The following is a 13,415-nucleotide window of genomic DNA, read 5'->3' as shown; positions in this document are numbered from 1 at the left end:
TCTTGGGCTTACCTCGGCGGTTACACATACGCACAGGTTATAAGCTAAGGGTGAAAGCAATGTTCACAGGGATCGTCACCGATATCGGAATTGTTACCGAGTTGGACCAGCAAGGGGATCTGCGTGCTCGGATCAAAACCGGCTATGACACTGCGGGTATTGATATTGGCGCATCCATCGCCAGTGACGGCGTCTGTCTGACTGTGATTGCCCTTGGGGATGATTGGTACGATGTGCAGATCAGCGCCGAGACGGTGTCGAAAACCAATCTGAACACATGGCAAGTTGGCAAACGCGTGAACCTTGAACGCGCCCTCAAGGTTGGGGACGAACTGGGGGGGCACATCGTTTCCGGCCATATCGACGGCGTGGCCGAGGTTGTTGCCCTGCAGGACGAAGGCGACAGCACCCGAGTAACGTTGCGCGCGCCCAAGGAATTGGCCCGCTTTGTCGCGCCCAAGGGATCAGTTGCGCTGAACGGAACTTCGCTGACGGTCAATGACGTGGACGGTTGCGATTTCGGGATCAATTTCATCCCCCACACCAAAGAGGTGACAACATGGGGCGATGTCTCGGTCGGTGATCAGGTGAACCTCGAGATTGACACGTTGGCGCGGTACGTCGCCCGTTTGGCCGAGATGTCCTGACCCAACGGTTTCGACGCCGCGTTTTGACGATCCGTGGCCGCAAGCGCTCTGGTATTTGAGCGCTTTGTGGTCTATCCAGCCGTCCAGACACGCTCTTGTGAAAGGCTGCCCCATGAGCTTTGAAACCCCCGGTCCCGTCGAGGCCCAGCTGCGCGACGCGATCAGCCCGATCGAAGATATCATCGAAGAGGCGCGCAAGGGCCGGATGTATATCCTGGTCGATCATGAAGATCGCGAGAACGAGGGTGATCTGGTCATCGCGGCCGAGTTTGCGGATGCCGAGGCGATCAACTTTATGGCCACCCATGGGCGCGGGTTGATCTGCCTGCCGATGACGGCAGAGCGCGTCGACGCCCTTGGCCTGCCGATGATGGCTGTGAACAACTCATCCCGTCATGAAACCGCGTTTACCGTTTCCATCGAGGCGCGCGAAGGCGTGTCAACCGGCATCTCGGCAGCAGATCGCGCGCTGACCGTTGAAACAGCAATCAACGAACAGAACACGATGGCGCATATCGCGACACCGGGTCATATCTTTCCGCTGCGCGCCAAACGGGGCGGGGTGCTGGTGCGCGCCGGTCATACAGAGGCGGCGGTCGATATCTCTCGGCTTGCCGGGTTGAACCCCTCAGGGGTGATTTGCGAGATCATGAAGCCCGACGGCACCATGGCGCGCCTGCCTGATCTGGTCGCGTTCGCCAAAGAACATGACATGAAGATCGGCACGATCAGCGACCTGATCACGTATCGCTCGCGCAACGACAATCTGGTCGTCGAAACCTCGCGCAGGACTGTGACGTCAGAATACGGCGGCGAATGGGAAATGCGTCTGTTCACGGATCAGACACATGGCATCGAACATGTCGTCATGATCAAGGGTGACATCACCACGCCCGAGCCGGTTTTGACCCGAACCCATGCACTGCATGAAGCGCCTGATGTTCTGGGCCTGGGTCCAAAATCGCCGCAGGAACTGCCGCGTGCTATGGAAAAGATCGCCGCCGAAGGACGCGGCGTGGTTTGCCTGTTTCGTGAACCGCGCAACGCGCTATACGCAACCGATGACGAAGGCCCGCGCACCATCAAGCAAACCGGTCTAGGGGCGCAGATCCTGTCCAAGTTGGGTATCCAGGAACTGGTGTTGCTGACCGATACACCGGAAACGAAATATCTGGGTCTCGACGCGTTTGGAATCTCCATCGTCGGAACCCGTTCCATTCTCAAGGATGATTGATCGTGGCTGAACAAGACAAACATGGCGTACTGCCAACGCCGACATTCGACAAGCCTGTGAAACTCTTGATCGTGGTGGCCCCGTTCTATCGCGCCATTGCCGACAATCTGGTTACTGGTGCCATGGCCGAGATCGAAGCCGCTGGCGGTACCTGCGAAGTTGTTGAGGTTCCGGGCGCGCTTGAAATCCCGACCGCCATCGCCATGGCAGATCGCCAGTGCAACTATGATGGCTACGTGGCGCTGGGCTGTGTCATTCGTGGCGAGACCACGCACTATGAAACGGTGTGCAACGACTCGAGCCGGGCGATCCAGTTGATGGGTCTGCAGGGTCTTCTTATTGGGAATGGCATCCTGACGGTCGAAAATGACGATCAGGCCGAAGTCCGCGCAAATCCTAAAAAGATGAATAAAGGTGGCGGCGCTGCAGCTGCGGCCTTGCATCTGATTGCACTCAGCCGTAAGTGGGGCTCTTCCAAAAAGGGCGTCGGGTTCAAGCCGCCGTCCGAGTCCATCCTTGTGGCGGGCGACAACAACGGACCCACGACAGCATGACCCAGACAGACGCGCCGAAACCGGCCAACCAGAAACGCCTGATGAAATCCGCCGCCCGGCTTTATGCCGTGCAGGCGCTGTTCCAGATGGAGCAATCGGGCCAAACGACGGAAGCAGTCGTGAACGAGTTTTTGGATCATCGGTTTGGCGCTGTCTATGAGGGTGAGGAAATGCTGGACGGCGATATCCGCGTGTTCCGCAAGTTGGTTGAAGACGCGGTGAATTATCAGGCACCGATTGACCAGATGACCGACCGCGCTTTGGTCGCCAAATGGCCCATCGCGCGCATTGACCCGACCCTGCGCGCCACCTTCCGTGCAGCCGGGGCCGAACTGACCCAAGGCGATACGCCACCAAAGGTCGTCATCACCGAGTTCGTTGATGTGGCGCGCGCGTTCTTCCCGGAAGGTAAAGAACCGAAATTCGTCAACGCAGTTTTGGATCACATGGCCCGCGAGGCGCAGCCAGAGGCGTTTTGAGTAAAGCCTTAGTCCAAAAGAATAAGGCGCAGCCACACAAAGCGCTGCGCCTGAAATCTAAAAATACACTTGTTCAAACAAGTCTTCGGCCTCCACCACTCACAGTTTTTTCCAAAGACACCAACATTTTACCGGAACGTAGCCGGCGTGCCACCTATCGATTCCGATAGCCCGGCGGATTGATCAGGCCAAGTTGCATCGCACGGACCAGTGCGGATTCTCGGGTCGGGGCTCTCAATTTTTCGCGCGCATTCTTCAAATGGGTTTGTACCGTAACTTCCGAGAGGTTCAAAAGTTCGGCGATTCTATCGTTTCGGTGCCCAAGAGCCAAAAGGTTCAGGACCTGCAGCTCTCGTGGCGTCAGGTCCGGAGCGGTTGGAGCAATGCTGGCGATGTCGTACACACGACCGTGATTGCTGGGGATATCCGATCCCAGATTGGTGGCCAGCACGGTTGCCAGGACACGCATTTCGCGCTGCCGTTCAGTCATCTGAACCTGGGCGTCCGGTCTGTCCGATGACAGAACCACAAGCTTGGCCTCGTTGTCGGGGCAGGGAACCACCAGAGAGTAAAGGTGAATATATCCGGCCTTTTCCAGATCGTGGTTCAGACCCAGCGCCTTGGAGGAATGGCCGTCCGCGGATCGGAGGCTTGCGGCCTGCACGTAGAGGCTTTCCTTGCCATTTTGAACCTGCGCCAGCATCGGATCTGCTTCGGCGTAACCTTGGCTGTCATAGCGGTTCAGCCAACCTTTGGACATTGAACTTCGAACCCAATGAATGGCGCCAGTCTCGGGTGTAAAACAAAGCATGTTCAGGGCGTTAAACCCGATCTCATTCAGACGGTCTAACGTGAACTCCCAACGTTCCTGATCATCATGGCGCAATGACAGCTCTTCGAGAAGATCAAGCGTGAACAGGCTGAGGGCATTCATAGAGACTCCGAATATAGTGTCGCACCCGTTGAGGCCGCGGTTTACTCAGCACGACCATGCGCTATCATCACGGTATCAGACAAGGAGCTTTGTCGTGCCCAAACTGATCCGCCTTTACATCACGCAAGTTGCATGGGGATTTGTCATCTCAGCCGTGTTTGTCGGGGTACTGCTGGCGCTGAACGTGGCCAACTTGCGCGGCCTGATTTTCGGATCCGAGATCGGGTTAATCGCTCTGGCAATGATCTGGTTCATGAATGGCATTGTTTTCGCCGGTGTTCAGTTCGCTTACGCGATCATGAGTATGGCGGAAAAGCCGCAGGGCCCTAGACGCGGTACACCTATTGCGGCCAAATTCGAACCCGCCCGCGTGGCGGTGGACAAGGGCTGAGCCAACTTATTTCGGAAAATGAAGACTCACCCAGACCGGGCGAGAGATAAGTTTATGTGGCGGGACCGCCAGTCAACCGTGCGGTGTGATTCCCGAGGACCTGTATGTACAGGTGGGCGCCAGGTAATCAGGCCAGGACCTGAACAGAGCCAGCCCCCTCGGAATTGCTTAAGGCCACCAGAATGCTACCAATCACAAGAAGGGCAGAACCCGCCACGGGCCTAAGTAGGGGTTGCGGCGGGTTTGCACAAGGGGTCAGGCGTCAACAGTTTCGTGCAGCGCATTGCGCATCTTGCCCAAATGTTCGTCCCAACCGTCATCGAGTGCAAGGATCAGGCCAAATGCCTCTGCGCCTTGCGGCAGCCCTTCGTGAACCAAGCCCAGCCGGGTACCGCCCGGTACCGGGACCAGCGTCCATTTTACGACACTAACAGCGTCTCCCATGGGTTTGATGGTAAATGTATATTCGAGATATTCGGGCGGACGGGCAGCGCGTACCTCACCCCAGATCAGAAGATCGCCACTGGATGTACCGAACATCTCAAGCTTCTGACCGGCGGCCAACGGACGCTCTGGTTTGTGAAACCACTCTGCCAAGCGGGCGGGTTCGGTCAAATAGGCCCATACGGTTTCCGGCGTGGCCCTCAGGAAAATTTGCTTTTGCAGAACTGCATTCGTCATTTTTTATTCCTTTCAATAGCTTCCTTCAGATTGTTCAGGCGATCATCCCAGAACTGGTCAAAATAGCTAAACCAGTCGAGGATGGGGTCCAATCCATTCGGCTCCAGTCGGTTTATGCGCTCGCGTCCACGCGCCTCGACGGTGATGAGGCCGCCATCGGAAAGAACGGTCAGGTGCTTTTTGACCGCCGCACGGGTCATATCGAACTGATCGGTCAGCTGAGCGATGGTCATATCGCCGGAGGCAAGGATTTGGACGATCTCCCGTCGGGTCGGGTCCGCTAGGGCGCGGAATGCGTTTTGAATTTGCGTCTGCATTGGTCACCTCAGTAGTGATACCATTTGGTATTGCAATTTATGGGATACCAGATGGTATCATGTCAAGGGTCTTTCAGGTGCTTGATTTTTGTTCACGAATTGTTCACATTTCAGGAATGACACTGGATTTACAGCCCGGACAAAAACTGGCCCGTGGGGTTTCGCGCCACTTGTTGGCGCATGGCTTTGTATCTGTTGAGGAATTTGTCCCTACCCGCGGTCTGCGCGTCGACGTCATGGGATTGGGCCCCAAGGGGGAACTGTGGGTCATCGAGTGCAAATCCAGCCGCGCAGATTATCTGACGGATTCCAAATGGCAGGGGTATCTGGATTGGTGTGATCGCTTTTTCTGGGCCGTGGATACCGACTTCCCAACCGATCTGTTGCCCGAGGAAACCGGGCTGATCATCGCAGATGCTTATGACGCCGAAATTATCCGAATGGCACCGGAAGATAAGCTGGCACCTGCGCGGCGCAAGAAGATGATTCAGAAGTTTGCAACAGATACTGCCCGCAGATTGCAGGCATTGCGTGATCCAAGAATTTGAACTGTCAGTCTTTTACAATCCGGGCAGCTTGCACGGCGGCGAGGATTTCGTCCGCGATTTCTTCCGCTTCTTCAGGTTCGAAATCCATCGGAATTTCGACGCCGTCGGCCTCGATGAACAGGCGCACCATGCCGTGGTCGGTCGGGCCGATCTGAAGGTTTGCCTGAATGTCACGTTCGGTGTTGATGCCCATTTGTGCCTCCGGGACTGAGCGTTCCTGCTAGCGCGCAAAGGGTTGAGAATCAAGCCGCCTTTGAGGTCAGGTAAGGTATGAATGATATTCTGATCAGACCATTCCGACCAGATGATGCGCCCTGGTTGGTAGAACAGCACGGTCGCCTCTATCAGCTAGACGAGGGGTTTGATGACACTTTCGCGCCCCTCGTTGAACGGATTCTGGCGGAATTCGTTGACGCGCACGATCCGACACGAGAGCGGGGCTGGATCGCGGAGCAGGGTGGCGCGCGCCTTGGCAGTATCTTTTGTGTCGCGCTGAACGACCACACCGCAAAATTGAGGTTGTTTCTGTTGATGCCAGAGGCCCGTGGACAGGGCTTGGGTAAACGTATGCTCAACACATGCATGGGGTTCGCCCGCGATTCTGGTTATCGTGATATGGCCTTGTGGACGCATGAAAGCCATCGGGCAGCTTGTGCACTTTACAGGGCATCCGGATGGCAATTAACCGGCAGCAAAAAGGTTCATTCTTTTGGCTGTGATCTTGTCGAACAAAGCTGGGAAATTCGTCTTTAATTCTCTTGCATTCCCTGCGCGTGTTCGGTACATCGCCCCTCACGAGTGCCGCCTTAGCTCAGTTGGTTAGAGCGCTGGATTGTGGATCCAGAGGTCGCCGGTTCGAATCCAGCAGGCGGTACCATTTTCCCTTATTCATAACGCTTTCTCAGTACTTTCCTGAGATTCTCGGAAAGAAAAAACCGGGCCAAAAACAAGCCCGGCTGCCGAATTGTTTGGTTGCCTGACTTAGCGCGCCAGGTTCAGACGGAACCTCATCTTGGCCTTTCTGGCTGTTGGCAAGTGCCGGTTCAGCCGTTTGTTGATCAGCCCAAAAACACCGACAACCACTAGTGTCAGCAGGATGAAGTAAAAGGCCAGAATCGGGTAGGGAATGAACGGATTGAACGTCTTGTCGGCGAAATAGCTGGCGTAATACAGCGCGTCGCCACGCTGTTGCCAGGCGGGGAAGGCCGAAAAGAAGACCAGTGTAGTGGCGTGAAACAGGAAGATTGCTTCGTTCGTGTAGGCAGGCCAAGCCAGACGCAGCATGGTGGGCCAGATGATCCGACGGAACCGTGACCAGCCCGACATGCCATAGGCATCAGCGGCCTCGATATCACCCTTGGGGATCGAGCGCAGCGCGCCATAGAAGATCTCACCGGTATAGGCGGCGGTGTTCAGGAACAAAACGATCAACGCCCCCAGCCATGCCGACGTCAGGGCGTCGAACATGGGATAGGACTTCTTCAGCGACAGGAAGAAGAAGTAGGCAAAGAAGAACTGGATGAACAGCGGCGAGCCGCGGAAGATAAAGATGAACCACTCGGATGGTTTGCGCAGCCACTTGTTGGTGGATGCTTTTCCCATTGCCACGGCGGTTGCCAGAAAGAACCCGGTGACCAGTGCCATGATGCCGAAATAGATATTCCAGATCATGCCTGAACCGATCAGGGTGAATTGCTCGCACAGGGTAAAATCGTTGCGCGGCAGTAGCCGCTCACCAAGGCCCAGGGAACGCAGGCCGTAATCCTGGATGGTCTGGATGCAGCTCATGCGGTGGTCTCCTTGCGCAGAAGCTCTCCGCCTGATGTGGCCTGTCCGTGGGACAGGCGGCGCATCAGCTTTTCAAGCCCGATTTCTGAGACGCGGGTCATGCCGAGGTAGAAGATCAGCAGAGCCAGGAAGTACCACATCCGCCAGTCGCCATGGGGGTATTGGGTGAATTTCGTGGTCTTGGTCCCGCCTAATTCGCGGGCCCAATAGACGATGTCTTCGATACCCAGCAGGAACAGCAGTGGGGTGGCTTTGATCAGCACCATCCACAGGTTCGACAGACCGGGCAGGGCGTAAACCCACATTTGCGGCACGAGGATGCGCCAGAATGTCTGGCTGGGGGACAGACCATATGCAGCTGCTGTTTCCAGCTGCGCATGGGGAACCGCCCGCATTCCGCCAAACAGCACGTTGGCCGCAAAAGCTCCGAAAACGATCGAGAAGGTGATCACCGCGAGGAAGAAACCATAGGTTTCATGCACAAATTCCGGCGCGGTGCTGAGCGGTAGTTTTGCCGACTGGCAAACGATGAAGTCGTTGCCCTGGCGGATCGGGTCCGGCCAATCGGGGCAAAGGATCTTATGGCGCGTCCATTCAAAAGCCTGATCCAGGGCGATCACGAAGAACATGAAGAAGGCGATGTCCGGCACACCCCGTACAATCGCGATATAGCCCTTGCCCAGCCAGCTGACGGGGGGGATATGCGAGCGGGCGGCCATGGCACCAACGAACCCGAAACTCAACGCTACGGGCGCTGTGACGGCCAGCAACAGCAGGACCTTCAGGAACGACAGGTAGAACGACCAGTGCACGCCGTTGGTGAGGTAGCAGGAAAACCAGCGGAACGTGCCCAGCGTATCGGGATCAGTGCAAAACGAGAAAATGGCGGGCCTCTTGAGGTGCTAAGGCTCAGGGGCGGCGCGCCCCGGTATTGGGGCGCGCAACCTGATTCAGATCAGAAGGTCGAGGACACTTCCCATTTGGTGATCAGCTCGTTCAGGCTGCCGTCGTCCTTCATGGACTGGATGGCAGTGTTGAGCTTCTCTTTCAGATCACCGTCCGACTCGCGCACACCGATGCCGACACCACCGCCCAGCGGGACATCTTCGGCGACAAAGCGCAGGTCCGCGTCTTCATCTGCAATAGGCGCAAGGAAAGACTTATCGGCCAGAACAGCGTCAGCTTCGCCATTGCGCACGGCTGCGATGGTTTCTTCGGGGCTGGCGAACTCGACGAGAGTTGCACCGGATTCGGCAATGTAGCCGGCCTGAATGGTGCCGGTCTGTGCCGCAACAACGCCGTTCGCGACATCAACGTCGTCGGAGGTTGCAACATAAGCCGACGGATCCGGAGGCGTGTAGTTCTGAGTGAAATCAATCACTTCGTCACGCTCGTCGGTGATCGACATGCCCGCGATGATGACATCATAGTTGCCAGACACCAGGTTCGGAATGATCGAATCCCAGTCGTTCTTGACCCATTCGCATTCCAGGTTTGCGCGCTTGCACAGCTCGTCACCCAGCTCACGCTCGAAACCGTCGATCTCGCCGGCGTCATTGATGAAGTTCCACGGAGGGTAGGCGCCTTCGGTGCCCATGCGGACCGTATCGGCCATAGCCATACCGGCGCTCAGCGCCAGTGCTGCTGTGGTCAGAATCAGGTTTTTCATTGTTACTCCCCTTTTTGGTTCTGTCCTGAATTTATGCCGCCATGGTGGCGGAGAGAAAACCCTGAAGTCGCGTGGATTCAGGGGTAGTAAAGATGTCTTCCGGCAGGCCTTCTTCTTCGATGAGGCCTTGATGCAGGAACACCACATGGCTCGAGATATCGGCAGCCATTTTCATATCGTGTGTCACGATGATCATGGTGCGGCCTTCGGCGGCCAGATCCTTGATCACTTTGATCACTTCCTGTTCCAGTTCGGGGTCCAGCGCCGATGTGGGCTCGTCGAACAGCAGGGCTTGAGGCTCCATGCACAGGCCGCGCGCAATCGCGGCGCGTTGCTGCTGACCGCCTGACAGTTGCGCGGGATATGCGTCGCATTTGTCGCCGATGCCGACCTTTTCCAGATACCTACGGGCGCTGTCTTCAGTCTCGGCCTTGTCGCGGCCCATGACGGTCACGGGGGCCTCCATCACGTTTTGCAGGATGGTCATATGGGCCCACAGATTGAACTGCTGAAACACCATCGACAGGTTTGTGCGAATACGCAGGACCTGTTTGGGATCGGCTGGACGGCGGTTATGTGCGTTGCCAGTCCAGCGGACCGGTTCGCCCTTGAACAGAATCTCGCCCTCTTGGCTGTCTTCCAACAGGTTGCAGCAGCGCAGAAGCGTCGATTTGCCAGAACCGGACGAACCAATGAGTGAGACGACATCACCGCGTCTGGCGGTGATATCCACCCCTTTCAATACCTCAAGATTGCCAAAGCTCTTGTGTAGGTTCTTGATCTCGATGACCGGAGTGGAATCTGTCACGGGTGGTCCAGCTGCTATTGGTGTTGGTGCGGTACTAGGGCTGAAATTTCAGAGCAATGCAATGCGCAAATGACACGGAACGGGCCACAAACTGTCAAAATGACCAGACGTTCTGACCAAAGTGGTCACGGATCGATCAATTTGGCAGCATCAGGGGACGGGTCGGGAACGGCAAGGTAATGCTCGGCTGAAATGTCGATCAGACCACGCAAGTGCAGCATCTTTTGGTCGGCAGGGGAAAGATCGTTGATGGCTGCACGAACCGCCTTTGCAATCTGGGGCGCATCCTGACTATTGGCCGTGATGTAGGGCAGGGCGGGCGAAGGTTCCGTTGCTGCGACCTCGCGAAGCTCAGTCCCCAAATTCGAGTGTTCCTTGAGTAATTCCCACGTAAGCGCATCCAGCGCGGCATAATCCGCGCGGCCTTCCGCAACAGCGGCTGCCGAAAGGGCATGACCGCCGGTTTCCAACACTGAACTTGGAAGGCGGCTGTGACGTGACAGATGAACCATGGGCGCAGCCCAACCGGACTGAGAAAGCGATTCATTGTAAGCAAAGGTGCCGTCGGCAAGCTGGTCCAGATCGCGGGTATCGTCTCTTCGGGCCACGATAACAGACCGGTAGTACCCGGGCGGACAGCCTGCCAGACCGTAGTCCGGCGTGCCGACAAGCTGAACCTTCCCATACAATCGGGTGCGGTAAGGCATGCCACACGTCTGAGAAAAAACTAGGTCGGGGCTATGCCAGACATCCCAAACGTCAGCGCCACGTGTCAGATGCGCGAGGCCAAATCCAAGATGCGCCCGAATCGACGACCAGAACCGATCATTGGCTGGTTGCAGCGCGGGCATGTCATACATGCCCAGCATTGCAATCACGATTTGGCTGCCTTTTGCCGGGCCAGGGCAGAATCGACATCGCTGACACCCATCAGGCTGACTACGAGACGCAGCAGCGAATCTTCTTCGCCGGTCCGATGCCCATCGGCCAGTGCGACCGACCACATCGCCTGAACCACGGCCAATCGGTCATCATAAGCGACAGCCTCTTTGATCGCGCGGGTAAAGCGGACGGTATCGGGGGCTTCGGCTTCTAGATCTTCGGCGCTGGCGCGAAGGGCTGCGGCCTCAAAAGGGGACAGGCCATAGCGTTCCGCCGATATCCGGTCGATTCGTGCCATTTCCGTGTCGGCATAGTCGTTGTCGGATCTGGCGATGCGTACCAGAAGGGCCGTAAGGGCCAAACGGGCGTCGTTATCGGCAAGTGGGTCGGGCTGCGGCTGCGTGAGCCGGGACAGAAAATCGCTGAACATGAAGTGGTTATAGAAGCGGACTACTTCTGTTCCAAGCGCGTTTGTACCCGTTCATGCGCTTCTTGGCTGTCTTTAAAGCTCAGGCCCATGGCGATGCGGGCTTCTTCGACGATCTTCATTTCGCCTTCGTCCGAATTGCCATCGGCCAGAACGACCTCCCACAAAGCGTCCAGCGCGGCCAGACGTTCCTGCAGGTCGGTTGTTTCGCGGATCAACTTGCCGAATGTATCGGTGTCTGGCGCGGCGGCGTGCAATTTTTCGCAGGTGGCGCGGACTTTGGCGGCCTCGATCGCGTTGTGCTGATAGAGCCGCGCAAGAATACGGTCGATCAGGCTGATTTCTTCCAGCTTGTAATCCCGATCAGCCTGCGCCACGCGCACCATCAAAGCACCCAAGGCCAGTTCGGCGTCAGGATCGGGCAAATGGTCGTGCTGTGGCGGGCGAAACGCCTGAAGGAATTTTTTCAACATGTCGCGAGGTTATTCCATATTTTGTGGCCCGCCAAGCGCTGACTACCCGTCATAGCCGTGAATGGTCACAACTTTGCCGGTATCCGCTTGTATCGGTATCTACCCGCTGGCTAGGCGCCTGACTGCAGCGCCTGTTTCGCTTGTTCCTGCAGCCAGCCCAGCATCTTCCGGTACGGCACAGGCCCATAACTGATCCGGGCGACGCCCAGTGACGCAAGCGTCGCGGTATCCGGCGTCCCGGGCAGGGCAATGATATTCACAGGTAGATCAGTCGATTCGCAAAGCCGGGCGATCATGTCCTCATCCTTGAGGCCGGGTGCAAAGAACCCGTTGGCACCCGCGTCGGCATAGGCTTTGGCGCGGGCCATCGCATCGTCGAGCATCGCCTCGTCATGCGTTTCCGGCGCAGCCTTCAGGAAGATGTCCGTTCTGGCGTTGATAAAAACAGGGATGCCAGCGACGTCGCACCCTTCGCGCATCGCACCAACGCGAGCCGCCTGGGTTTCGATGTCGTACAGGTCTTTGGTGCCGACAATCTGGTCTTCGAAGTTGAAGCCGACGACACCTGTTTCAAGTGCACTTTGGACATTGGCGATGATTCCCACCGCGTCCTCGGCATAGGCCCCCTCGAAATCCAAAGAAACAGGAAGGTCTACGGCGCTGACGATTCTGCCGGCGTTGTCCAAAGCGACATCCAGCGGGATGTTCTGGCCGTCGCCAAACCCCTGCGCCATTGCAACGGGTGCGCTGCCGGTCGCCAATGCCATGGCGCCTGCATCCCGCACGGCACCGGCGCTGCCAGCGTCCCAGATGTTAAAAAGGATGACCGGATCGCCCTTTTTGTGCAGGGCCGCAAAGGTTTCCGCGTTTTGGATTTGATCGGTCATTTGGGCCTCTCCTGTCATCATTTACCCAACAGTAACCACGTGGAACTGTGCCCGAGTAGTGTTTTTTGGCCGCACACCGTCACTTTGCGGTGACGAAAGAAAATGGGCCAACATTTGTTGGCCCGAATTCTGCGACATGGTGAGATCAGTTGAAGAGGATTTAGTCTTGGCCGGCAGTGCCAGATACGTATCTGGCGCTGAACGCCGACTCGCCTAGCCGCTTGAGAAGTGACAACTCGGTCTCCAGCCATGCTTTGTGGCCTTCTTCCTCCAGCAAAATTCGTTCAAACAATGTTCGGGTTCCAACGTCGCCAGCCTCGGCCGCTTGTGCTGCGGCTTGGGTGTAGAAATCGATGGCTTCCATTTCATCCTTCAGGTCTGCGGTAAACATCTCTTCCAGGTCGTCCGCCGTCTTTGGGTTTTTCTGAAGCTCAAGCTCTGGCTTTGCGCCCAGGAAAAGAATGCGTTCGATATAGGCATCAGAATGCCCCAGTTCTTCCTGCATCTCGCCGCGCATCTTCTCGGCCAGGATGTCCAAGCCCCAGTCATTCAGCACATGCGCATGCAACTGGTACTGATGCGCTGCTGTCATTTCCATGTGAAGCGCTTGTTGGAGGTTTGTGATCGTTGTCGAATTGCTCATCGGAATACTCCTGAATCTTTGAACTGCATCAAATTACGCGGCACGCGGGCCTG

General features: G+C 56.7%; 20 protein-coding genes and 1 tRNA gene. 8 read left to right on the top strand and 13 right to left on the bottom strand.

Annotated elements, in window-relative coordinates; all coding sequences use genetic code 11:
* Window positions 1-59: 59 nt before the first annotated feature.
* From AC2FJE_RS03365 to nusB, 4 genes are all read left to right on the top strand, one after another.
* Window positions 60-647, top strand: coding sequence for a riboflavin synthase (locus tag AC2FJE_RS03365; RefSeq protein WP_496753568.1), 588 nt, complete (start codon window positions 60-62; stop codon window positions 645-647).
* A gap of 112 nt (window positions 648-759) precedes the next feature.
* Window positions 760-1,881 (top strand): 3,4-dihydroxy-2-butanone-4-phosphate synthase, encoded by a 1,122-nt coding sequence (gene ribB, locus AC2FJE_RS03360; RefSeq protein ID WP_282118783.1) that lies wholly within the window; start codon window positions 760-762, stop codon window positions 1,879-1,881.
* A gap of 2 nt (window positions 1,882-1,883) precedes the next feature.
* Window positions 1,884-2,435, top strand: a complete 552-nt coding sequence (locus tag AC2FJE_RS03355) for a 6,7-dimethyl-8-ribityllumazine synthase (RefSeq protein WP_058277314.1) — start codon at window positions 1,884-1,886, stop codon at window positions 2,433-2,435.
* Window positions 2,432-2,914 (top strand): transcription antitermination factor NusB, encoded by a 483-nt coding sequence (nusB, locus tag AC2FJE_RS03350; RefSeq protein WP_058274810.1) that lies wholly within the window; start codon window positions 2,432-2,434, stop codon window positions 2,912-2,914. The genes AC2FJE_RS03355 and nusB overlap by 4 nt, the downstream gene beginning before the upstream one ends.
* A 154-nt stretch (window positions 2,915-3,068) precedes the next feature.
* On the opposite strand, the gene AC2FJE_RS03345 is transcribed toward nusB, so the two are convergent.
* Window positions 3,069-3,848 carry a helix-turn-helix transcriptional regulator gene (locus AC2FJE_RS03345; RefSeq protein WP_496760627.1) on the bottom strand — a complete coding sequence of 260 codons (780 nt, stop codon included), beginning with the start codon at window positions 3,846-3,848 and terminating at the stop codon, window positions 3,069-3,071.
* Between the two features lie 94 nt (window positions 3,849-3,942).
* On the opposite strand from AC2FJE_RS03345, the gene AC2FJE_RS03340 reads away from it, so the two are divergent.
* The gene (locus tag AC2FJE_RS03340) at window positions 3,943-4,239 is read left to right on the top strand and encodes a hypothetical protein (RefSeq protein ID WP_472723480.1); all 297 of its coding nucleotides are present in this window, start codon (window positions 3,943-3,945) and stop codon (window positions 4,237-4,239) included.
* Window positions 4,240-4,494: 255 nt separating this feature from the next.
* Here AC2FJE_RS03340 and AC2FJE_RS03335 read toward each other — a convergent pair whose 3' ends face one another.
* Both AC2FJE_RS03335 and AC2FJE_RS03330 read right to left on the bottom strand, forming a co-directional pair.
* Entirely contained in the window at window positions 4,495-4,920 is a 426-nt protein-coding gene (locus AC2FJE_RS03335; RefSeq protein WP_496753570.1) for an SRPBCC family protein, read from the bottom strand.
* Window positions 4,917-5,237 carry an ArsR/SmtB family transcription factor gene (locus tag AC2FJE_RS03330; protein ID WP_496753572.1) on the bottom strand — a complete coding sequence of 107 codons (321 nt, stop codon included), beginning with the start codon at window positions 5,235-5,237 and terminating at the stop codon, window positions 4,917-4,919. The genes AC2FJE_RS03335 and AC2FJE_RS03330 overlap by 4 nt, the downstream gene beginning before the upstream one ends.
* 116 nt (window positions 5,238-5,353) lie before the next feature.
* On the opposite strand from AC2FJE_RS03330, the gene AC2FJE_RS03325 reads away from it, so the two are divergent.
* Window positions 5,354-5,785, top strand: coding sequence for an MmcB family DNA repair protein (locus AC2FJE_RS03325; RefSeq protein WP_058274815.1), 432 nt, complete (start codon window positions 5,354-5,356; stop codon window positions 5,783-5,785).
* A 4-nt stretch (window positions 5,786-5,789) separates the two neighbouring features.
* Here AC2FJE_RS03325 and AC2FJE_RS03320 read toward each other — a convergent pair whose 3' ends face one another.
* On the bottom strand, window positions 5,790-5,978 hold the full coding sequence (locus AC2FJE_RS03320; protein ID WP_058274816.1) for a DUF6324 family protein: 189 nt from the start codon (window positions 5,976-5,978) through the stop codon (window positions 5,790-5,792).
* A gap of 77 nt (window positions 5,979-6,055) precedes the next feature.
* Between AC2FJE_RS03320 and AC2FJE_RS03315 the strand changes: the two genes are divergently transcribed.
* Window positions 6,056-6,538 carry a GNAT family N-acetyltransferase gene (locus AC2FJE_RS03315; RefSeq protein WP_496753574.1) on the top strand — a complete coding sequence of 161 codons (483 nt, stop codon included), beginning with the start codon at window positions 6,056-6,058 and terminating at the stop codon, window positions 6,536-6,538.
* Between the two features lie 47 nt (window positions 6,539-6,585).
* A tRNA-His gene (locus AC2FJE_RS03310) sits at window positions 6,586-6,662 on the top strand.
* Between the two features lie 104 nt (window positions 6,663-6,766).
* On the opposite strand, the gene AC2FJE_RS03305 is transcribed toward AC2FJE_RS03310, so the two are convergent.
* The 9 genes from AC2FJE_RS03305 to AC2FJE_RS03265 all read right to left on the bottom strand — a co-directional run bounded on the left by AC2FJE_RS03305 (window position 6,767) and on the right by AC2FJE_RS03265 (window position 13,362).
* Complete coding sequence (locus tag AC2FJE_RS03305; protein ID WP_496753576.1) at window positions 6,767-7,573, bottom strand: ABC transporter permease; 807 nt, start codon at window positions 7,571-7,573, stop codon at window positions 6,767-6,769.
* Window positions 7,570-8,457 carry an ABC transporter permease gene (locus AC2FJE_RS03300; RefSeq protein WP_108858966.1) on the bottom strand — a complete coding sequence of 296 codons (888 nt, stop codon included), beginning with the start codon at window positions 8,455-8,457 and terminating at the stop codon, window positions 7,570-7,572. The genes AC2FJE_RS03305 and AC2FJE_RS03300 overlap by 4 nt, the downstream gene beginning before the upstream one ends.
* Before the next feature lie 71 nt (window positions 8,458-8,528).
* Window positions 8,529-9,242 carry a transporter substrate-binding domain-containing protein gene (locus AC2FJE_RS03295; RefSeq protein ID WP_058276110.1) on the bottom strand — a complete coding sequence of 238 codons (714 nt, stop codon included), beginning with the start codon at window positions 9,240-9,242 and terminating at the stop codon, window positions 8,529-8,531.
* A 31-nt stretch (window positions 9,243-9,273) separates the two neighbouring features.
* Window positions 9,274-10,050, bottom strand: coding sequence for an ABC transporter ATP-binding protein (locus AC2FJE_RS03290; RefSeq protein ID WP_496753578.1), 777 nt, complete (start codon window positions 10,048-10,050; stop codon window positions 9,274-9,276).
* Between the two features lie 125 nt (window positions 10,051-10,175).
* A complete protein-coding gene (locus AC2FJE_RS03285; RefSeq protein WP_496760626.1) occupies window positions 10,176-10,928 on the bottom strand; it encodes a phosphate/phosphite/phosphonate ABC transporter substrate-binding protein in 753 nt (250 codons plus the stop codon).
* Complete coding sequence (locus AC2FJE_RS03280) at window positions 10,925-11,362, bottom strand: tellurite resistance TerB family protein (protein WP_282168589.1); 438 nt, start codon at window positions 11,360-11,362, stop codon at window positions 10,925-10,927. The genes AC2FJE_RS03285 and AC2FJE_RS03280 overlap by 4 nt, the downstream gene beginning before the upstream one ends.
* Before the next feature lie 20 nt (window positions 11,363-11,382).
* Window positions 11,383-11,832: a tellurite resistance TerB family protein gene (locus AC2FJE_RS03275; RefSeq protein ID WP_058276107.1), complete on the bottom strand. Its 450-nt coding sequence runs from the start codon at window positions 11,830-11,832 to the stop codon at window positions 11,383-11,385.
* Window positions 11,833-11,942: 110 nt separating this feature from the next.
* Window positions 11,943-12,719, bottom strand: a complete 777-nt coding sequence (locus AC2FJE_RS03270; protein ID WP_282168588.1) for an isocitrate lyase/PEP mutase family protein — start codon at window positions 12,717-12,719, stop codon at window positions 11,943-11,945.
* Window positions 12,720-12,879: 160 nt separating this feature from the next.
* Window positions 12,880-13,362, bottom strand: coding sequence for a bacterioferritin (locus AC2FJE_RS03265; RefSeq protein WP_496760625.1), 483 nt, complete (start codon window positions 13,360-13,362; stop codon window positions 12,880-12,882).
* Window positions 13,363-13,415: the final 53 nt, after the last annotated feature.

This window comes from Ruegeria sp. CDSC002 (assembly GCF_059610905.1).
This window is presented reverse-complemented; position numbering and strand designations above follow the sequence as displayed.